The organism is Terrabacter sp. Root85 (genome assembly GCF_001429185.1).
In the GTDB taxonomy this organism is placed as follows: domain Bacteria; phylum Actinomycetota; class Actinomycetes; order Actinomycetales; family Dermatophilaceae; genus Terrabacter.
Genome location: NZ_LMIW01000009.1, coordinates 52,633 through 71,750, shown reverse-complemented (window position 1 = coordinate 71,750; position 19,118 = coordinate 52,633). Strand labels below are relative to the sequence as shown.

The following is a 19,118-nucleotide window of genomic DNA, read 5'->3' as shown; positions in this document are numbered from 1 at the left end:
GCGTTCCTGGGGTGGACGTTCGTGTCGAGGTGCTCGGCGTCCGGCACCACGGTCCGGGCTCCGCACGTTCCGTCGGGCGCGCCCTCGACGAGCTGCTGCCCGACGTCATCGTCATCGAGGGCCCACCCGAGCTCGACGCGCTGATCCCGCTCGCCGCCGACCCCGACCTCGTGCCGCCGGTGGCCGGGCTCGTCTACGCCGTCGACGAGCCGAGGCGGGCGGCGTTCTACCCGTTCGCCGTCTTCTCCCCCGAGTGGGTCGCGCTGCGGTGGGCCCTCGAGCACGGGGTCGACGTCCGCTTCGCCGACCTGCCCGCGACGCACCACCTCGCCGACAGCGACGCCGAGGACGCTCCGCGTCGTCCGGGCCGGCGCCTCGACCCCATCTCGGCCCTCGCGTCGGCTGCCGGCTACGACGACCCCGAGCGTTGGTGGGAGGACGCCGTCGAGCACCGCCGCACGTCGTCTCTCGCCCACTTCGCCCACCTGCGCGGGGCGATGGAGGGGGTCCGGGGCGACCTCGAGGTCGACGACGACGCGCGGCGAGAGGCGTTCATGCGCAAGGTGATCCGCGCCGAGATGCGGGGCGGTCGCGAGCGCATCGCCGTCGTCTGCGGCGCCTACCACGCCCCGGCTCTCGACCCGGCATCCTTCCCGCCGGCCAGCCGTGACAACGCGCTCATGAGCAAGCTGCCGAAGATCAAGGTCGCCGCCACGTGGGCGCCGTGGAGCTCCGAGCGCCTGTCGTATGCCAGTGGCTACGGCGCGGGGGTCCGCTCGCCCGGGTGGTACCACCACCTCTTCGTCACCCCCGACGACGAGGTCGTGCCGTCGTGGTTCGTCCGCGTCGCCCGGGCCCTGCGCGGCCAGGATCTCGACGCGTCGACCGCCTCGGTCGTCGAGGCGACCCGTCTCGCGGGCGCGCTCGCCGCCGTGCGGGGCAGGCCGTCGGTCGGGCTCGCCGAGCTGACCGATGCGGCCCGGGCGGTCCTCACGGAGGGCTCCGACCTGCCCCTGCGGCTCGTCGACCGCACCCTCGTCATCGGTGAGCTGCTCGGGAGGGTGCCCGAGTCGACGCCGATGGTGCCACTGGCCGGCGACCTCGCCAAGCAGCAGAAGACCTTGCGGCTCAAGGCGTCCGCGACCTCGACGGTCGTGCAGCTCGACCTCCGCCGCGAGTCCCAGCTCGCCCGGTCGGTGCTGCTGCACCGACTCGCCGTCCTCGACGTCCCGTGGGGCACGCAGGTCGACGCCGGCCGCACGACGGGCACCTTCAAGGAGGCCTGGGAGCTCGAGTGGACACCCGAGCTCGCCGTCGCCGTCATCGAGGCGAGCCTCCACGGCACGACGGTCCGCAGCGCCGCCGAGTCCCGCATCGCCGAGGAGGCGGGGGAGGCGGCCGACCTCCGCGTCCTCGGGCGGCTCATCGAGGAGTGCCTGCTCGCCGACCTGCCGGAGGGACTGCGCGCCGTCGTGGCCGCGCTGGCCGAGCGCACGGCCCGACAGCACGACACCCAGGCCCTGCTCGAGACCGTCGAGCCGCTCGCGCGGACGTGCCGCTACGGCGACGTGCGCGGCGTCGACGTCGCCGACGTGGCGCACGTGCTCCAGACCGTCGTCGTGCGTGCGTCCGTCGGGCTCCGCGCCGCGTGCTCGAGCCTCGACGACGACAGCGCGGCCGCCATGCGCACCGCTGTCGAGGCGGCGCACCGCGGTGTGGCGCTCGTCGACCGCGACGACCTGCGCGACCCGTGGACCGAGGCGCTCGTGACCGTCGGTCGCGACGAGGTCATCCACGGCGCCGTCGCCGGACGCGTCAACCGGCTGCTGCTCGACGGCTCGCACCTCACGCACGACGACGCGGCCGCGCGCCTGAGCCGCCGGCTCTCCCCCGGCACCCCGGCCCCGGCCGCCGCGGCCTGGCTCGACGGTTTCCTCACCGGCGAGGCGCTGCTCCTCATCCACGGCGACGACCTGCTCTCGATCATCGACGAGTGGCTCGTCGGCGCGTCCGAGGAGGCCTTCGAGGACCTCCTGCCCCTCGTGCGCCGCACGTTCTCGCGCTACCAGCCCGCCGAACGCCGCCTCATCGGGACGCACCTGCGCGACCTCGCGAGCGGCACGCGTACGACTCCGTCGTCGACGGACTCGCTCGACCTCGACCGGGCGGCACCGGCGATCGCCGCGGTCGCTCGCCTGCTCGGGATGGAGGTGGCGTCATGACCGACCGCGACCGGCTCACCCGTTGGCGCCTCGTCCTCGGCGGCGAGCAGTCCGACGGCATCGGCGAGGGCGCAAGCCTCGACCCCGACGACCTCAAGCGCGACGAGGCCCTGCGCGAGCTCTACGACGGCGAGCGCCGTAGCGGTCTGGGGGCGTCGGCGCCGCGCGTCGCGCGCTGGCTCGGCGACATCCGTGGCTACTTCCCGTCGTCGGTCGTGCAGGTCATGCAGCACGACGCGATGGACCGGCTCGGCCTGACCCAGCTGCTCCTCGAGCCCGAGCTCATGGAGGCCGTGCAGCCCGACGTCAACCTCGTCACGACGCTCGTCGGGCTGGGCCGCGTCATCCCCGAGCGGTCGCGCGCCACGGCGCGGGCGGTCGTCCGCGTCGTCACCGACGAGCTCGAGGAGCGGCTCCGCTCCGAGACGGTCCAGGCCGTCTCCGGCGCGCTCAACCGGGCGTCACGCACCCGGCGCCCCAAGGCGTCCGACATCGACTGGAACCGCACCATCGCGGCCAACCTCAAGCACTACCAGCCCGAGCACGGCACCGTCGTGCCCGAACGGCTCGTCGGTCACGCCCGGCGGGCGCACCGAGTCGAGCGGCGGATCATCCTCTGCATCGACCAGTCCGGCTCGATGGCCGAGTCCGTCGTCTACTCCAGCGTCTTCGGGGCAGTCCTCGCCTCGCTCCGGTCGGTCGAGACGCGCCTCGTCGTCTTCGACACCGCCGTCGTCGACCTCACCGACGAGCTCGACGACCCCGTCGACGTGCTCTTCGGCGTGCAGCTCGGCGGAGGCACCGACATCAACCAGGCGCTCGCCTACTGCGAGGGCCTCATCGAGCAGCCGGGCGAGACGATCCTCGTGCTCATCAGCGACCTCTACGAAGGCGGCATCGCCGAGGAGATGGTCCGACGCGCATCCTCGATCGTCGCGTCCGGCGCGACGATGGTCGCCCTGCTCGCGCTCAGCGACTCGGGCCGGCCGAGCTTCGACGCCGACCACGCCTCGGCCCTCGCGGCCGTCGGGGTGCCGGCCTTCGCCTGCACGCCCGACCAGTTCCCCGACCTCATGGCGACGGCCATCGAGAAGCGCGACATCACGGCCTGGGCCGCGGCCAACGACATCGTCACGACCCACGAGGCCGAGCCGGCTACCTGAGCGCGGCGACGGCCTCGATCTCCACGAGCTGGTCCGGGTAGCCGAGGACGGTGACGCCGTGCAGGGTGCTCGGCACCTCGTGCTCGCCGAAGGCGTCGTGGACGACGGTCCACGCCGCCACGAGGTCCTCGCGGACGGCCGTCGCCACGAGGACGCGCGTGTAGGCGACGTCCCCCAGCGTCGCGCCGGCGGCCTCGAGAGCGGTCACGAGGTTGGCCACGCACTGCCGGGCCTGGGCTGGGACGTCGCCGGGCGCCACGGTTGCACCGGACTCGTCGAGGGGGCAGGCTCCCGCCGTGAAGAGGAGCCGGGCGCCGGGGTCGGTCGTCGCGGCATACGCGTAGGGCGCGGTGTCGGTGAGCGCGGCGGCCCTGATGAGGCGCACGGCGCTGGTGGGTCGGCTCATGGTCAGGACGCTAGTGCGCGAGCCGACCTGACCGTGACCGACGCGACCGGACGGCATACTCACGCCATGCGACTGCACCCCGAGGAGACCGAGGCGGGGCCGTGGCGTCCCGTCGACGATGCCGCGATCGAGACGCTCCTCGGGACCCTGCTCCCGGACGGACGGGGCGTCCTGCTCGTCGACGGCCGGTCCGGGTCGGGCAAGACGACGTTCGCCGAGCGGGCGGCGACGCTGCTCGGCGGTGCTGTCGTCCACACCGACGACCCCGCCTGGCACCACGACGCGATCGCGTGGGACGACGTCGCCCTCGAGCACGTCATCGGGCCCTGGCGGCGCGGCGAGCTCGTCGACCACCGACCGCCGGGCTGGGCCGCGCAGGGGCGCGACGGTTCCGTGACCGTCCTCGAGGGCGTACGCGTGCTCGTCCTCGAGGGGGTCGGCGCGGGCCGCGCGTCGCTGGCCCTCCACGCCGACGTGGTCGTCTGGGTGCAGGCCGACCGTGACGAGGCGCGCGAGCGCGGGCTGCGGCGCGACGTCGAGCTCGGTCGCACGCGTGCGGAGGCCGAGCGATTCTGGGACGAGTGGATGACGGCCGAGGAGCCCTTCCTCGCCGGCGACCGTCCTTGGCAGCGAGCCGACCTCGTGGTCAGCGGCGACGCTGGCGGCTGGGTGGTGGCGCCGGGCGGTCCTCGGTCATGACTGCAGCGCGCGCTCGAGCGTGCTCCTGATCGTCGCGGGCCAGTCGTCGGGCTTCGGCACGATCCGGAGCTCGGCCTGCGACGACAGCGCGAGCACCCGGCGCTGGTACTGCCTCCAGACACCGTCGATCTTGCTGCCGTCGACCGCCGCCGGCCACGGCTGCACCTGCGCCCCGACGAGGTCGTAGAGCGGCGTGGACGTCACGGGCAGCCGTTCGTAGGCCGTCCACGAGGTCGGGTCGAGGCTCTCCTTGTTCGTCGCGACCGCGCTGAAGCGGCCAAGGTCGGCCCACACGCTGCCCAGCTCAGGGTCGCTCGGGTCCTTCGGCGGCAGGAGCCTGAGCAGGGCGCCGGTGGGTCCGAAGTAGCCCGGGGGGACGGGGTCGAGCAGGACGACGGCCTTGGCGTCGGACTCGTGCCGGCTCATCCACGTCAGCACGATCGGAGCCCCCATGGCGAGTCCCAGGACGACGACGGGCCGTGTCAGCCCGAGCCCCGAGATGACTCCGTCGAGGTCGTCGGCGAGGCTGGCGAAGGTCTGGCGGTCGGGCACCGAGTCGCTCCGTCCGATCCCGAGTCGGTCATAGACACAGACCCGGCCGCGCGTCGCGAGGGTCTGCGGGATCGTGCCCCACGCGTCGTCCATGGCCAGTCCGTAGTCGGCCACGAGGACGACCGACGGGCCGCTGCCGGCGCACCGGGCCTTGAGGTGCCGGCCGGCAACGACGACGTCACGCTCGGGCTCGAGGGTCGGGGTCGCTCGCACGGTCGGGGTTGCTCGTACGGTGGGGGTTGCTCGTGCGGTCGGGGTCGTCACGGCGCCGGCACCGGCGGAGCCGGACGTGCAGGCCGCGAGGGCCGGTGCCAGCGCCATCACGAGCACGACGGTCAGCCACCTCAGGCCGTGCGTGGTTCCGGTCCGGTGCCTGCGTCCGGTCGTGGTTCCCATCTCGGTCTCCCTCTGCGAGAGCGAGGGCGTTGCGTCCTCGACCCGAGGATGACCGTTCAGGGGACGCGTGTCTGTGCGCGCGGCGACAGAGCCGGACAGGAGCCCGGGTGCCGCCGGCTCAGGACGACGCGGGCCGCACGAAGCAGGAGCGGCAGCGTGCCTCGTAGGTGAAGGTGCCGTCGTCCGGAAGGGCCTCGGAGCCGCCGAGGCTGTCGAGGAAGGGCTCGCCCGAGCGGAGGACCTGCGTGTGCGTGGCGCTGAAGTCGCGGCACTGGTCGCACACGGCGCGGCGGTAGGTCACGGTGTCGGGCCCGAGCTCGAGCAGCGCCCGGACGGGGGCGAAGAGCTCGCCGCGGTGGTCGAGGTCGATGCCGGCGACGACGACACGGGTGCCGCGACGCAGGAGCTGGTCGACGACCGCGACGTCGTCGAGGTCGAACATATGCACCTCGTCGACGGCCACGACGTCGAGCTGCTCGTCGAGGGCCTCGTGCAGGCTGCGCACCTTCGTCGTCGCGAGCACACCACCGCTGCGGGAGGTGACGCCGCTGTCGCGGACGTGCCGCTCCGACTGGTACACGCGGTGTCGCACCCGCGTGAACTGCAGCGGTGACAGCAGCGAGATGAGCGCGAGGCTCTTGCCCGACTTCATCGGCCCGAGGACGACGTCGAGCGACACCTCGGACGCGGTGCGGACGGCCTGCCTGACGTCGTCGATCGTGGTCACGGGCGAGAACGCTATCGGCCCCCGGTGTCAGTCGGTGGCATCGCCTCGCACCCGGGTCAGCGGCCGTAGCCGTTGGCGCCTCGGATCACGTTCTCGATGCACGCGTCGACGGTGCCCGACGTGGTCACCTGACCCACGAGCTCCTTGGCGTGACCGGCGGCCCGGGCCTGCGCTCCGACGAGCCAGCACAGCGTCGGGTCGGTCTGGGTGGACGGCACGGACACGTCGACCGCCCCCACCTGCGACTGGAGCATCTGGAACTGCTCGTCCTGGTGGCCCACGAACCACAGCCAGCCGATGGTGTTGGCGATGACGAGCAGGAGCACGAGGCCCACGCTCACGGGGCGACCCACTGAGCGCTCCACGCCGCTGAGAGGCGAGTCCGGACCGCGCTGCCCCGGCTGCCCGAGCCCGTCCGGCGCCTCCGCCCGCGTCGTGCTGGTCACCGTCTCGTCCATGCGACTGCCCCTGTCGTCCGTGGCGCTCCCCTGTGCCGGTGAGGCGAAGGTACTCCCAAGGTCGACGCCTCGCCCGGAAAGCAGTCGCCAGGGACGCTGCTCGCCGCCTAGCGTGCCGGGATGCCCATGCACGAGGACGAGGTCCGCGCGACTCCCGAGCTGGTCCGACGGTTGCTCGCCGACCAGTGCCCGCAGCTTGCGGAGCTGCCCGTGACGGCCCTTCCCGACGACGTCGAGGGCACCGACAACGTCCTCTTCCGGCTCGGCGACGCGCTGGTCGTGCGGATGCCCAAGGTCGAGTGGGCCGCGCAGCAGGCCGACTCCGACGCCCGGTGGCTCCCTCGTCTCGCACCGCACCTGCCCGTCGGCGTGCCGGTCCCCGTCCACCTCGGACGCCCGTCCGACGACTACCCGTGGGCGTGGTCGGTCGTCCCCTGGGTCGACGGCACGACCCCGCCGCGCCTCGGCTCCGACGACGTCCCTCTTGCCCGCGACGTCGCGGACTTCGCCCTGCGACTGCGCGAGGTCGACGCCACGGGCGGCCCCACCAAGCCACCGGGCTCGCGCGGCACCCCGCTCTCCCACGTCGACGCGGCGGCGCGCGCCGGCCTCGAGCGGCTGCGCGGCCACGACGACGCCCTCGACCTCGACGCCGCCGAGCGCGCCTGGGACATCTGCGTCTCCGCCCCGGACTGGGAGGGCGACCCCGTGTGGATCCACGGCGACCTCCAGCCCGGCAACCTCGTCGTCGACACCGGCCGCCTCGTCGCCGTCATCGACTGGGGCGCCCTCGGTGTCGGCGACCCGGCTCCCGACGTCGCCGCCGCCCTGTGGACCTTCACGGGAGACGCACGAGACCTCTACCGCGAGACCGTCTGCCCCGACGACGCCACGTGGCTCCGGGCGTGCGGCTGGGCTCTCGCGCCGTCGCTCACCGGCATCGACTACTACCGGCACACCTTCCCGCGGATGGCCGAGCACGGCCGTCAGATGGTGCGCGCCGTCGTCGCCGAGCTCGCCTGACCGACCGGCCGAACCACGCACCCCACGACTCCGCGCCTGTCTACTCGCCGGTCACCGGGCAGGCGTGGAAGGCTGCAGGGTGCGACACCACCCCCGTCTGAAGGAGCACCGATGATCTCGCGCATCGCCATCGTGAACCGCGGCGAGGCCGCCATGCGGCTCATCCACGCGGTGCGGGACCTCAACGCCGCCGCGGGTCGCGACGGCCACCGCATCGAGACGGTCGCCCTGCACACCGAGGGCGAGCGGCGGGCCATGTTCGTGCGCGAGAGCGATGACGCCTACGACCTCGGACCGGCCTCGGCGCGCCCCTACCTCGACCACGCCGTCCTCGAGCGCGCCCTGCGCGAGACGAAGGTCGACGCGGCGTGGGTCGGCTGGGGCTTCGTCGCCGAGGACCCCGCCTTCGCCGAGCTGTGCGAGCGCGTCGGCGTCACCTTCATCGGCCCGAGCCCCGATGCCATGCGCAAGCTCGGTGACAAGATCGGCAGCAAGCTCATCGCCGAGGAGGTCGGCGTCCCCGTCGCGCCGTGGAGCCGCGGCGGCGTCGACACCCTCGAGGACGCGAAGGCAGCAGCCGCACGCATCGGCTATCCCCTCATGCTCAAGGCGACCGCCGGCGGTGGTGGCCGCGGCATCCGCCGCGTCGACTCCGACGCCGACCTCACCGATGCCTACGAGCGCACCCGCGACGAGGCCCAGCGCGCGTTCGGCTCGGGCGTCGTCTTCCTCGAGAAGCTCGTCACCGGCGCCCGCCACATCGAGGTCCAGGTCATCGCCGACGGCCAGGGCTCCGCGTGGGCCGTGGGCGTGCGCGACTGCTCGGTGCAGCGCCGCAACCAGAAGGTCATCGAGGAGTCCGCCTCTCCCGTCCTGCGCCCCGAGCAGGAGGACGAGGTCCGCGCCAGCGCCGAGCGGCTCGCCATCGCGGTCGGCTACGCCGGCGCCGGGACCGTCGAGTTCCTCTACCACCCGGGCGAGCGCTTCTTCGCCTTCCTCGAGGTCAACACCCGCCTCCAGGTCGAGCACCCGATCACCGAGGTCGTCACCGACACCGACCTCGTCAAGCTCCAGATCCACGTCGCGAACGGCGGGCGTCTCGACGATCTGCCCGGCGGCCGCCCCACGCAGCGCGGCCACGCCGTCGAGGCCCGCCTCAACGCCGAGGACCCCGACCGCGACTTCGCCCCGAGCCCCGGCCGCATCAGCCTGCTCCAGTTCCCGGCCGGTCCCGGCATCCGCGTCGACACCGGTGTGGGAGAGGGCGACTCGATCCCCGCCGACTTCGACTCGATGATCGCCAAGATCATCGCCCACGGCCGCGACCGCGACGAGGCCCTCGCCCGCCTGCGCCGCGCCATGGCCGAGACGACCGTCGTCATCGACGGCGGCTCGACGAACAAGAGCTTCATCCTCGACCTGCTCGACCAGCCCGAGATCATCGACGGCTCCGCCGACACCGGTTGGATCGACCGCGTCCGCGCCGAGGGCCGCCTCGTGTCGCACCGCCACTCCGGCGTCGCGCTCGTCGCCGCCGGCATCGAGGCCTACGAGGACGCGGAGGCCATCGAGCGGGCCCGCCTGCTCGAGTCGGCCCGCGGGGGCCGTCCGCAGGTGCAGCACACGGTCGGCCGCGCCATCGACCTCAAGCTGCGCGGCACGGCATACAAGGTCATGGTGCTGCGCACCGCGTCGCACCGCTACCGCGTCTCCATCGCCAACGGCGGCGACGAGCACGTCGTCGACGCGACGCTCGACCGCATCGACGAGTATGCCGGCCGCATCGTCGTCGAGGGACGCGCGCACCGCCTCGTGACCGCCACCCACGGCCCCGTCCACCTCGTCGAGGTCGACGGCGTGACCCACCGCGTGTCCCGCGACGAGGGCGGCGTCGTGCGCTCGCCCGCGCCCGCGCTCGTCGTCGCCACCCCCGCGGCCGTGGGCGACGAGGTCGCCGCCGGTGCCCCGGTGCTCGTCCTCGAGTCGATGAAGATGGAGACGGTCCTCCCGGCGCCCTTCGCCGCCCGCGTGCGCGAGCTGCTCGTCTCCGTCGGCAGCCAGGTCGAGACCGGCGCACCGCTCGTGCGGCTCGAGCCCACCGGCGACGAGGCCGAGGTCGCCGAGGCCGTGGCCACCGAGACCGTCGACCTCGACCTGCCCGACTCCAACGCCGGGCAGGCGAGCGTGCGCGAGCGCGTCGGCCGCGGCATCGAGGACCTCTCCGCGAGCGTCCTCGGCTTCGACGGCGACCCGATCGGCGACCGCAGGGTGCTCACCGGCTACCTCTCGGCGCGCGACGAGCTCGCGGCGGAGGGCACGATCCCACTGGCCGAGGAGATCGACGTCCTCGAGCTGCTCACCGACTTCGCCGAGCTGAGCCGCAACCGCCCGGCCGCCGAGGAGCGCCACACCGAGCTGCTCGTCCACAGCCCGCGCGAGCACTTCCACTCCTACCTCCAGAGCCTCGACGTCGACCGCGCCGGTCTCTCGGCGGACTTCCGCGACAAGCTCGCCCGCGTCCTGCGCCACTACGGCGTCACCGACTTCGAGCGCACGCCCGACCTGGAGGAGGCGGTCTTCCGCGTCTTCCTCGCGCAGCAGCGTTCGGCGCCCGAGGTGCAGCTCGCGACATCGATCCTCCAGCGGTGGCTCGCCGAGCCGATCCCGGCGCCGCCGCTCGACGCGGCAGCCCGTGACGCGCTCGACCGGCTCGTCGTCGCGACCCAGCTGCGCTTCCCCGTCATCGGCGACCTCGCCCGCAGCGTCCGCTTCCGCTGGTTCGACCAGCCGCTCGTCGACGAGGAGCGCCAGAGCGTCCTCGCCGGGGTCCGCGACAAGCTCGCGGCGCTCGCGGCCGAGCCCGACGCACCCGACCACACGGCGCGCATCGACGAGCTCGCTGCGATCCCCGAGCAGATCGTCCGGTTCCTCACCGAGCGCCTCCACGAGGAGGCGCCGGAGCGGCTACCCGAGCACGAGCCGATGCTCGAGGTGCTCATCAAGCGGCACTACCGCGAGCACGAGCTGCACGGCCTGCGCACCTTCTCCGAGGGCGACCGGCCCTTCGCCGTCGCCGACTACACGCTCGACGAGCGTCCGACGCACCTGACGTCGACGATCGGCGGGGTCGACGAGCTCGTGCCGGGCAGCCCGCTCGACGCGGCCGTCTCCAACGACGTGTGGTCGCGACCCACGGGGCTCCAGTCCGTCGTCGACCTCTACCTGCGCTGGGCGCAGGAGCCCGAGTCGCCGGACGCCGCGAGCGATCAGCTCGCCGCGCTGCTCCAGCAACTGCCCTTCGCCCAGGACGTACGCCGGGTCGCCGTCGCCGTGAGCGCCGGCCAGGGGCGCCCGGTCGGCTACTTCACCTTCCGCCCCGTCGACGGCACCCTCGTCGAGGACCGCCTCGTCCGCGGCGTGCACCCCATGGTCGGGCGCCGCCTCAACCTGTGGCGCCTCACGTCCTTCGACGTGACGCGGCTCGAGGCCCCCGAGGACGTCCTGCTCTACGAGTGCGTCGCCAAGGACAACCCCGACGACCACCGCCTCGTCGCCCTCGCGCAGGTGCGTCAGGTCGTCGTCGTGCGCGACGAGTCCGGTCAGGTGTCGGGCCTGCCGCACGTCGAGCGCGCCATCGCCAACTGTCTCGAGGCGATCCGTCGGGTCCGGGCGAGCCGCGGCGCCAAGGGTTCCCGGCTCGACATGAACCACGTGTGGGTCCAGATCTGGCCGACCATCGAGGCCGACCTCGGCCAGCTGACGGCGCTCCAGAGCAAGATCGCCCCCGTCACCGCCGGCGCCGGCATCGAGGAGGTCCTCGTGCAGGCGCAGGTCGCCGGGGCACCCGGCGAGGCGCCCGCCCCGATCGCGGGCCGCTTCTTCTACCAGCCCGGCTCGGGCGTCACCGGCTCGCTGGGCGCCCCGCCCACCGAGCCGCTCAAGCCGCTCGACGACTACGCCTCCAAGGTCGTCCGGGCCCGACGCCGTGGTCTCGTCTACCCCTACGAGCTCCAGTCGATGATCGCCGGCGACGGCGGCACGGTGGTCGAGCACGACCTCGACGACTCCGGCACGCTCGTGCCCGTCGACCGTCCCCAGGGTCTCAACAAGGCCGGCATCATCGTCGCCGTCGTCAGCTCGCCGACGGTCCGCCACCCCGAGGGCGTGACGCGCGTCGTCCTCTCGGGCGACCCGCTCCGGTCGCTCGGCTCCGTGGCCGAGGCCGAGTGCGCCCGGGTCATCGCGGCCCTCGACCTCGCCGAGCGGATGCAGGTGCCGCTCGAGTGGTACTCCCTGTCCGCCGGTGCGCGCATCTCGATGGACTCCGGCACCGAGAACATGGACTGGGTCGCCCGTGCCCTCAAGCGGATCATCGAGTTCACCCAGGCGGGTGGCGAGATCAACATCGTCGTCGCCGGCATCAACGTCGGCGCCCAGCCCTACTGGAACGCCGAGGCGACGATGCTCATGCACACCAAGGGCATCCTCGTCATGACGCCGGACAGCGCCATGGTCCTCACCGGCAAGCAGTCGCTCGACTTCTCCGGCGGCGTCTCGGCCGAGGACAACTTCGGCATCGGTGGCTACGACCGCGTCATGGGCCCGAACGGGCAGGCGCAGTACTGGGCCAAGGATCTCGCGGGTGCCCGGGCCATCCTCATGGCGCACTACGAGCACGCCTACGTCAGCCCGGGCGAGTCCGGGCCGCGCCGCGTCACGACGAGCGACCCGTCGCACCGTGACGTGACGCTCTACCCGCACGAGCTGGCCGACTCCGGCTTCAAGACGGTCGGCGACATCTTCAGCTCGCTCACCAACCCGGACCGCAAGAAGCCGTTCGACATCCGCACTCTCATGCGGGCCGTCAGCGACCAGGACCGCGAGCCGCTCGAGCGCTGGGCCGGCATGGCCGACGCCGAGACCGCGGTCGTGCAGGACGCCCACCTCGGTGGCATCCCCGTGTGCCTCATCGGCATCGAGTCCAAGTCGGTGCCGCGCCGCGGCTTCCCGCCCACCGACGGCCCCGACACGTACACGGCCGGCACGCTCTTCCCGCGGTCGAGCAAGAAGGTGGCGCGCGCCATCAACGCGGCGAGCGGCAACCGCCCCGTCGTCGTCCTGGCGAACCTGTCGGGCTTCGACGGCTCACCCGAGTCGATGCGCAGCCTCCAGCTCGAGTACGGCGCCGAGATCGGCCGGGCCATCGTCAACTTCGACGGCCCGATCGTCTTCACCGTCGTCTCCCGCTACCACGGCGGCGCGTTCGTCGTCTTCTCCAAGACGCTCAACCCGCGCATGACGGTGCTGGCCATCGAAGGGTCGTTCGCGTCGGTGCTCGGCGGTGCGCCGGCGGCGGCCGTCGTCTTCTCGCGCGACGTCGACGCCCGCACGGCGTCGGACCCGCGCGTCACCGAGCTGGAGGGTCGGGTCGCGTCGGCCACCGGCGTCGAGCGCGCCCGGCTGGCCACCGAGCTCGCCGAGCTGCGCAGCTCGGTGCGCGCCGAGAAGCTCGGCCAGGTCGCGTCCGAGTTCGACACGGTGCACAGCATCCACCGCGCCGTCTCGGTCGGGTCCGTCGACGCCGTCATCGACGCCCACGACATTCGTCCGCGCATCATCGCCGCGATCGAGGCCGGCCTGCAGGGCTGACCGGGTGGGCGCGCGGATCCGGGCGCCCACCACCGACACACAGGGGAGCACATGAGCAGCAGCACGCAGGAGTTCGTCGACCGTGCCCGCGCGGCAGCCGAGGGCACGCCGTATGCCGTCGCGGAGCGCCCGTACGGCTTCGACCTGACCATCGACCTCGCCGACGCCCGGTGGCTCACCATCACGCGGGCGCACGGGCTCAAGCGCGTCTTCACCCACGAGGTGCACCTGAGGGACGATGGCCGCTACGGCATCACCGACGTCGACAACACCGTCAGCTACAGCGGCGGGACCGCGTCGCTCTCGGCCGAGAGGTCGTTCAAGCGTGGCCGGGTGATGAGCTACTCGCGGCGCGTCGAGTTCGGCGTCGACGCCGGGACGGGTCGGGTCGGCAAGGTCGTCGACTACTCGTTCCAGGCCGGCGAGGGACGCGACCTCATCCGGGGTGTGGCGAAGGAGCTCGGCTGGACGGAGCGGATGAACACCGAGCAGCGTGGTGCTCTCGTCGTCGGCATCGCCACGATCGTCCTCACCGTGGGCGCCTTCGCCGCCATCGGCATCCACGCCCTGCTCAGCTGACCAGGATCACCGGCAGCGGTGCGCGGTGGCGCGGGAGATGGTCCCCGACGGCAGGAGTGCGCGTTGCAACGCGCACCTGTGGCACGAGGACGCACCGTTGAGCTGACCCGGCTAGCGCTTCGGGGCCGGCACCTGCAGTGACGTGACGCCGCCGAGGTCGAGCCACACCGCGTCGGGAGTGCGGACGACCCGGACGAGCACGTCGTCGCAGCCCGGGCACCGACCGACGAGGCCCGGCTCGGGCCCGTAGACACGCAGCGTCGCCACCTCCGCGTCCGCGCCACAGCCGCGACAGCGGACGACGGCCACCGTGACGTCGAGCGCGAAGAGCTCCGAGAGCGGGCCGGCCATGAGGTTGCCGTCGTATGCCGCCGTGGGCCCTGGACCGTCGGGGATCGTCATGGGAAGTCCTCCTTCACGGGCCGCTCGGCCCGAATCGCTCTGTCCGGATGCGGTCGGCCGCGTGGCCGAGCGCGACGAGCAGGTCGGCAGCGCCCTCGACGAAGCCGGTCGGCCCGCACACGTAGCACGTGGGTGCGTCCTCCCCCGTCCAGCCGGGCGCGGCGAGGTCCGACTCGCGCAGCCGGCCGACCGGGCGCTTGTCAACGTCGGGGGCCCGGCGCGTGTGGACGAGCCGGACGTCGACGCCGTCCGTGGCGGCCAGCACCGCGAGCTCGTCGCGGTAGATGACGTCGTCGGGCCCGCGGACCGAGTAGACGAGGCGGAACGGCGCTGCGCCGGGCCCGCGGGCCCGCAGGATCGCCATGAGGGGGACGACGCCGGAGCCGCCGGCCACGAGCAGCACGGGCCCGGGCTGCCCGGTGCGCCAGACGAACCAGCCACCGACGGGCCCACGCACGCGCACGGCGTCGCCGACCGCGAGACCGTCGGCGAGGAAGGTCGAGACCTCCCCGTCCGGCACCCGCTGGACGGTCAGCTCGACCCGGTCACCGCGCTCGGGCGCCGAGACGGAGTAGCTCCGGGTCGCCGTGTAGCCGTCGGGCGCGGTGAGCCGCACGTCGACGTGCTGACCCGGCAGGTGACCGGGCCACCCGTCGACGTCGAGGACGAGCGTCACGGCGCTGTCGGTCTCGGGACGTCGCTCGACGAGCGTGGCCTCCCGCCACGCGCGCCGGGCACTCAGTCCCCCTGGTACCGCTGCTCGCGCCATGGGTCGCCGTAGTCGTGGTAGCCGAGCTGCTCCCAGAAGCCGGGTGAGTCCTCGAGCATCAGCTCGATGCCGCGCACCCACTTGGCCGACTTCCAGAAGTAGAGGTGCGGGACGAGCAGCCTTGCGGGACCGCCGTGCTCGGGTCGGAGGTCGTCGCCGTCGTAGCCGTACGCGACCCAGGCCTGTCCGTCGAGGAGGTCCTCGAGCGGCAGGTTCGTCGTGTAGCCGCCGTAGCTGTGCACCATCGCGAAGTCGGCGGCCGTCTCGACGTCGGCGAGGAGGGTGTCGAGCGAGACGCCGCGCCACTCGGTGTCGAGCTTGGACCAGCTCGTGACGCAGTGGATGTCGACGGTCACCGTCTCGGCCGGGAGGGCCATGAGCTCGGCCCACGACCACGTGTGGCGGGTGCCGTCCTCCGTCGCGACCCACAGCTCGAACTCGTCGTGGTCGACGTTCGAGGTGGGGCCCGCCGAGAGCACCGGGAAGTCACCGGTGAGGTACTGGCCCGGGGGCAGCCGGTCGTCGCGGCCGCGTGGCCGACCCTGGAACCCTCGTGTCACGAAGTCCATGCCCAGTCACTGTACGGGGCCGCCGACCACGCCGGACGGCATACGCGACCGGTCGTTCCGTGCGCCACCCCTCCCCAGGACGGCTCCGGCGGGGCAGGATGAGCCCGTGACGACGACGGTGCCGATGCTGTCGGTGTCGGACGGCGTGGCCACGATCCGGCTCGCGCGACCCGACGCCGGCAACGCCGTGGACCTGCCGACCGCCATCGCGCTGCGCGACGCGGTCGGCGCGGTCGCGAGCGCCTCCGGGCCGGTGCACGTCGTCGTCCTCCGGGCCGACGGCCGGCTCTTCTGCGCCGGCGGCGACGTGCGCGCCATGGCCGCGGCACCCGAGCGCCGGGCCTTCGTCGCCGAGCTGGCGGGGATCCTGCACGAGACGCTCACGGCCCTGCGCGCGCTGCCGGTCCCGGTCGTCGCGGTGGTCCAGGGCGCCGCCGCGGGCGCCGGTGTCGGCCTCGTCCTCGCCTCCGACGTGGTCCTCGCGGCCGACCACGCGACGTTCGTCGCGGCCTACCCCGGCGTCGGCCTGTCGCCCGACTGCGGCGTCAGCGCCCTGCTGCCCGGCGCGGTCGGCGCGCGCCGGGCGGCCCTCTTCCTGCTGACCGGCACCCCCATCGACGCGGCGACCGCGCTCGACTGGGGGCTCGTCACCGAGGTGTGCCCCGCCCCGGACCTCGACGCCCGCGCCGGCGAGGTCGTCGCCGCGATCGCCGCCCTCCCCCGCGAGGCCGTCGGCGAGGCAGCCCGCCTGCTGCGCCTCGCGGGTGAGCGCCCGTATGCCGACCAGCTCGCCGACGAGGCCGCGACCATCGCGCGGCTCGCCGGGGGCGCCGAGGCGGGAGCCCTCCTCGAGTCCTTCGCCGCGCCCGCCCACCGACCCGACCGACCTCGCGAACGCCCCGACCCCGGAGACACCCCATGAGCGTCAGCACCGCGCAGATCACCTCGAGCACCGTCGACGACGTCGTCCGCCGCAGCGCCGCGCGCCATCCGGACCGGGTCGCGCTCGTCTTCGACGACCGCACGTGGACGTATGCCGCCCTCGACGCCGCCGTGTCCCGCGCGGCCGCGCACCTGCTCGGTCTCGGACTCGCCGGCGGCGACCGCGTCGCGACGGTCGGGGTCAACTCCGACGCCTACCTGCTCGCCTACCTCGGCTGTGCCCGCGCGGGCCTCGTCCACGTCCCCGTCAACTACGCGCTGACCGGCCCCGAGCTGACCTACCTGCTGCGCGACTCAGGCGCGCGCGTCGCGCTCGTCGACGTGACGCTGCGCGACGGCGTCGAGGCCGTGCGCGCCGACACCGACCTCGAGCAGGTGCTGCTGCTCCACGGCGGGGACGACGCCGTGCTGCCGCGGTGGAGCGAGGGCGATGTGCCCACGCTCGACGTCGGGACGCGCGACACCGACCTCGTCCAGCTGCTCTACACCTCGGGCACGACGTCCCAGCCCAAGGGCGCGATGATGACGCACCGGGCCCTCGTCCACGAGTACGTCTCGTGCATCGTCGGCCTCGACCTGTGCGAGGACGACGCCCCACTCCACTCGATGCCGCTCTACCACTCGGCCCAGATGCACGTCTTCCTCCTGCCCTACCTCGCGGTCGGCGCGACGAACCACCTGCTGCCCCGTCCCGACGTCGCGACGATCCTCGAGCGGGTCGCCACGCACGGCATCGGCTCGCTCTTCCTCGCCCCCACCGTCTGGGTACCGCTCTCCAACCACCCGGCGCTCGAGACCGCCGACCTCGGCTCGCTCCGCAAGGCGTACTACGGCGCGTCGATCATGCCGGTCCCGGTGCGTGACCGGCTCCAGCAGCGCCTGCCCGGGCTCGGCTTCTGGAACTGCTTCGGGCAGTCCGAGATCGGCCCGCTCGCCACGGTGCTGCGGCCCGAGGAGCACGCCGAGCGACCCGAGGCGTGCGGCCGCACCGTGCTCTTCGTCGAGGCACGCGTCGTCGACCCCGAAGGCACCGACGTCCCCGCCGGGGAGTCGGGCGAGCTGCTCTACCGATCGCCGCAGCTGTGCACCGGCTACTGGAACAAGCAGGACGCGACGGCCGAGGCCTACCGTGACGGGTGGTTCCACTCCGGCGACCTCGTCACCCGCGACGACGCCGGCTACCTCACCGTCGTCGATCGCATCAAGGACGTCATCAACACCGGCGGCGTCATGGTCGCCTCCCGCGAGGTCGAGGACGCGCTCTACACCCACCCTGCCGTGGCCGAGGTCGCCGTCATCGCAACGCCGCACGAACGCTGGGTCGAGGCCGTCACCGCCGTCGTCGTCCTGCGCGACGGACAGACGGTGACCGAGACCGAGCTCGTCGACCATGCCCGCGCCAGCCTCGCGCCCTTCAAGCTGCCCAAGGCGATCCACTTCGTCGACGAGCTGCCCCGCAACCAGAGCGGCAAGCTGCTCAAGCGAGTGCTGCGTGACGACCTGGCTCAGGGGCCAGCCACGTCGTGACCGCGCGCGGCGCCCTCAGACGGGCAGGACGGCATACGCGAGCCAGGCCGTCCAGGCCGCCCACACGCCGAGGCCCGCGAGGTTGGTGCGCGGGTGGAGCGTCAGCGCGGCGAGGAACTCGCGCACGAAGGCGCTCGGCACGAAGTACCACGCCGTCGGCCCGCCGGTGACGTCGGCGTCGATGCCGAGGCGCCGGGCCAGCAGCGCCGCGCGGCCGACGTGGTAGTTGCTCGTCACGACGCGCAGGGGCCCGGCGTCGCCGATCCCGCGCGACCGCAGGATCTCGCGTGAGAGCAGCAGGTTCTCCTCGGTCGTCGTCGCGCGGTCCTCGGTCGCGACCGACGCCTGGGGTATGCCGTGGGCCATGAGGTACGCGGTCATGGCCATCCCCTCGGACATCGGCTCGTCGTCGCCCTGCCCGCCGCTCGGCACGAGGAGGCACTCGTGGCCGCGGTCGCGCTCTGCGCGCCACGCGTCGGCGGCCGCGTCGAGCCGGTGGGCGAGCAGCTGCGGCACCGTGCCGCCCACGAGTCCCGAGCCGAGGACGACGACCGCCGCCGGCTCGGCGCGGGCGCGGTGGCGCCGGTAGGTCAGGCAGTAGAGCGCGAAGCTGCCGAAGGCGAGCGCCGGGTAGCCGGGCAGGAGCAGGACGACGATCCCGAGGACCTCCGGCCCCGTCGGGACGGCGGCGATCGCGCCGGCGGCACCGGAGCCGACGACACCCGTCCCGACGGCCGTCGCCGTCAGGATCGCGATGCCGAGGAGCAGCGCGAGGACGTTGGTCGGACCCCGGCCCTGCGGGCGCAGCAGGCGCAGGCCGTTGCCGACGAAGAGGAGTCCCAGCACGACCGAGAGGACCTGCGGGAGCACGAGCACGTCCACCCCGACCGCCGACAGCACGGCCCAGAGGGTGCCGAGGAGCAGGACCCCGATCCGCCATCGGCGCGGGTCGGCACGCGCGAGGTGGACCGCGAGGCCCAGGAGCGCCACGACGAGGAGGAGGTCGAGGGCCGGGCGCATGCGACGAGCATGCCC

At 73.4% G+C, this 19,118-nt stretch carries 16 protein-coding genes; 8 read left to right on the top strand and 8 right to left on the bottom strand.

Going from position 1 to position 19,118, the window contains the following annotated elements:
- Positions 1-11 precede the first annotated feature (11 nt).
- A complete protein-coding gene (locus tag ASE25_RS12580) occupies positions 12-2,222 on the top strand; it encodes a DUF5682 family protein (protein WP_056825869.1) in 2,211 nt (736 codons plus the stop codon).
- The gene (locus tag ASE25_RS12575; RefSeq protein WP_056774989.1) at positions 2,219-3,385 is read left to right on the top strand and encodes a VWA domain-containing protein; all 1,167 of its coding nucleotides are present in this window, start codon (positions 2,219-2,221) and stop codon (positions 3,383-3,385) included. The genes ASE25_RS12580 and ASE25_RS12575 overlap by 4 nt, the downstream gene beginning before the upstream one ends.
- On the opposite strand, the gene ASE25_RS12570 is transcribed toward ASE25_RS12575, so the two are convergent.
- On the bottom strand, positions 3,378-3,791 hold the full coding sequence (locus ASE25_RS12570; protein ID WP_056825868.1) for a RidA family protein: 414 nt from the start codon (positions 3,789-3,791) through the stop codon (positions 3,378-3,380). The genes ASE25_RS12575 and ASE25_RS12570 overlap by 8 nt on opposite strands.
- A 66-nt stretch (positions 3,792-3,857) precedes the next feature.
- Between ASE25_RS12570 and ASE25_RS12565 the strand changes: the two genes are divergently transcribed.
- On the top strand, positions 3,858-4,490 hold the full coding sequence (locus tag ASE25_RS12565) for a uridine kinase (RefSeq protein ID WP_157623420.1): 633 nt from the start codon (positions 3,858-3,860) through the stop codon (positions 4,488-4,490).
- Here the strand turns inward: ASE25_RS12565 and ASE25_RS12560 are convergent.
- The 3 genes from ASE25_RS12560 to ASE25_RS12550 all read right to left on the bottom strand — a co-directional run bounded on the left by ASE25_RS12560 (position 4,485) and on the right by ASE25_RS12550 (position 6,506).
- Complete coding sequence (locus tag ASE25_RS12560; RefSeq protein ID WP_056825866.1) at positions 4,485-5,438, bottom strand: alpha/beta fold hydrolase; 954 nt, start codon at positions 5,436-5,438, stop codon at positions 4,485-4,487. The two genes, ASE25_RS12565 and ASE25_RS12560, sit on opposite strands and share 6 nt — an antisense overlap.
- Before the next feature lie 118 nt (positions 5,439-5,556).
- A complete protein-coding gene (locus tag ASE25_RS12555; protein ID WP_082622857.1) occupies positions 5,557-6,165 on the bottom strand; it encodes a thymidine kinase in 609 nt (202 codons plus the stop codon).
- A 56-nt stretch (positions 6,166-6,221) separates the two neighbouring features.
- Positions 6,222-6,506, bottom strand: coding sequence for a hypothetical protein (locus ASE25_RS12550; RefSeq protein ID WP_235508669.1), 285 nt, complete (start codon positions 6,504-6,506; stop codon positions 6,222-6,224).
- Between the two features lie 237 nt (positions 6,507-6,743).
- Between ASE25_RS12550 and ASE25_RS12545 the strand changes: the two genes are divergently transcribed.
- From ASE25_RS12545 to ASE25_RS12535, 3 genes are all read left to right on the top strand, one after another.
- Positions 6,744-7,646 carry an aminoglycoside phosphotransferase family protein gene (locus ASE25_RS12545; RefSeq protein ID WP_056825862.1) on the top strand — a complete coding sequence of 301 codons (903 nt, stop codon included), beginning with the start codon at positions 6,744-6,746 and terminating at the stop codon, positions 7,644-7,646.
- 111 nt (positions 7,647-7,757) lie between these two features.
- Positions 7,758-13,295 carry a carboxyl transferase domain-containing protein gene (locus ASE25_RS12540; protein WP_056825861.1) on the top strand — a complete coding sequence of 1,846 codons (5,538 nt, stop codon included), beginning with the start codon at positions 7,758-7,760 and terminating at the stop codon, positions 13,293-13,295.
- A 51-nt stretch (positions 13,296-13,346) separates the two neighbouring features.
- Positions 13,347-13,874 (top strand): hypothetical protein, encoded by a 528-nt coding sequence (locus ASE25_RS12535; RefSeq protein WP_056825859.1) that lies wholly within the window; start codon positions 13,347-13,349, stop codon positions 13,872-13,874.
- A 111-nt stretch (positions 13,875-13,985) separates the two neighbouring features.
- On the opposite strand, the gene ASE25_RS12530 is transcribed toward ASE25_RS12535, so the two are convergent.
- From ASE25_RS12530 to ASE25_RS12520, 3 genes are read right to left on the bottom strand one after another with little or no spacing between them, the layout of a single operon-like run.
- Positions 13,986-14,276: a DUF6510 family protein gene (locus ASE25_RS12530; RefSeq protein ID WP_056825856.1), complete on the bottom strand. Its 291-nt coding sequence runs from the start codon at positions 14,274-14,276 to the stop codon at positions 13,986-13,988.
- 13 nt (positions 14,277-14,289) lie between these two features.
- Positions 14,290-15,045 (bottom strand): ferredoxin reductase, encoded by a 756-nt coding sequence (locus ASE25_RS12525; RefSeq protein WP_056825854.1) that lies wholly within the window; start codon positions 15,043-15,045, stop codon positions 14,290-14,292.
- A complete protein-coding gene (locus tag ASE25_RS12520) occupies positions 15,015-15,614 on the bottom strand; it encodes a sulfite oxidase-like oxidoreductase (RefSeq protein ID WP_056825853.1) in 600 nt (199 codons plus the stop codon). The genes ASE25_RS12525 and ASE25_RS12520 overlap by 31 nt, the downstream gene beginning before the upstream one ends.
- A 106-nt stretch (positions 15,615-15,720) precedes the next feature.
- Here ASE25_RS12520 and ASE25_RS12515 point away from each other — a divergent pair, with 106 nt between their 5' ends.
- Positions 15,721-16,536, top strand: a complete 816-nt coding sequence (locus ASE25_RS12515; RefSeq protein WP_200959097.1) for an enoyl-CoA hydratase/isomerase family protein — start codon at positions 15,721-15,723, stop codon at positions 16,534-16,536.
- Positions 16,533-18,083, top strand: a complete 1,551-nt coding sequence (locus ASE25_RS12510; RefSeq protein WP_056825850.1) for a fatty acyl-CoA synthetase — start codon at positions 16,533-16,535, stop codon at positions 18,081-18,083. Before ASE25_RS12515 ends, ASE25_RS12510 begins: the two co-directional genes overlap by 4 nt.
- Positions 18,084-18,098: 15 nt before the next feature.
- On the opposite strand, the gene ASE25_RS12505 is transcribed toward ASE25_RS12510, so the two are convergent.
- Positions 18,099-19,103, bottom strand: coding sequence for a YdcF family protein (locus tag ASE25_RS12505; protein WP_056825849.1), 1,005 nt, complete (start codon positions 19,101-19,103; stop codon positions 18,099-18,101).
- Between the last annotated feature and the right edge of the window lie 15 nt (positions 19,104-19,118).

Coding starts and splice junctions, on each gene's coding strand:
- ASE25_RS12575 (WP_056774989.1), top strand. CDS start 2,219: ATGACCGACCGCGACCGGCTCACCCGTTGGCGCCTCGTCCTCGGCGGC.
- ASE25_RS12570 (WP_056825868.1), bottom strand. CDS start 3,791: ATGAGCCGACCCACCAGCGCCGTGCGCCTCATCAGGGCCGCCGCGCTC.
- ASE25_RS12565 (WP_157623420.1), top strand. CDS start 3,858: ATGCGACTGCACCCCGAGGAGACCGAGGCGGGGCCGTGGCGTCCCGTC.
- ASE25_RS12560 (WP_056825866.1), bottom strand. CDS start 5,438: ATGGGAACCACGACCGGACGCAGGCACCGGACCGGAACCACGCACGGC.
- ASE25_RS12545 (WP_056825862.1), top strand. CDS start 6,744: ATGCCCATGCACGAGGACGAGGTCCGCGCGACTCCCGAGCTGGTCCGA.
- ASE25_RS12540 (WP_056825861.1), top strand. CDS start 7,758: ATGATCTCGCGCATCGCCATCGTGAACCGCGGCGAGGCCGCCATGCGG.
- ASE25_RS12535 (WP_056825859.1), top strand. CDS start 13,347: ATGAGCAGCAGCACGCAGGAGTTCGTCGACCGTGCCCGCGCGGCAGCC.
- ASE25_RS12530 (WP_056825856.1), bottom strand. CDS start 14,276: ATGACGATCCCCGACGGTCCAGGGCCCACGGCGGCATACGACGGCAAC.
- ASE25_RS12525 (WP_056825854.1), bottom strand. CDS start 15,045: ATGGCGCGAGCAGCGGTACCAGGGGGACTGAGTGCCCGGCGCGCGTGG.
- ASE25_RS12520 (WP_056825853.1), bottom strand. CDS start 15,614: ATGGACTTCGTGACACGAGGGTTCCAGGGTCGGCCACGCGGCCGCGAC.
- ASE25_RS12510 (WP_056825850.1), top strand. CDS start 16,533: ATGAGCGTCAGCACCGCGCAGATCACCTCGAGCACCGTCGACGACGTC.
- ASE25_RS12505 (WP_056825849.1), bottom strand. CDS start 19,103: ATGCGCCCGGCCCTCGACCTCCTCCTCGTCGTGGCGCTCCTGGGCCTC.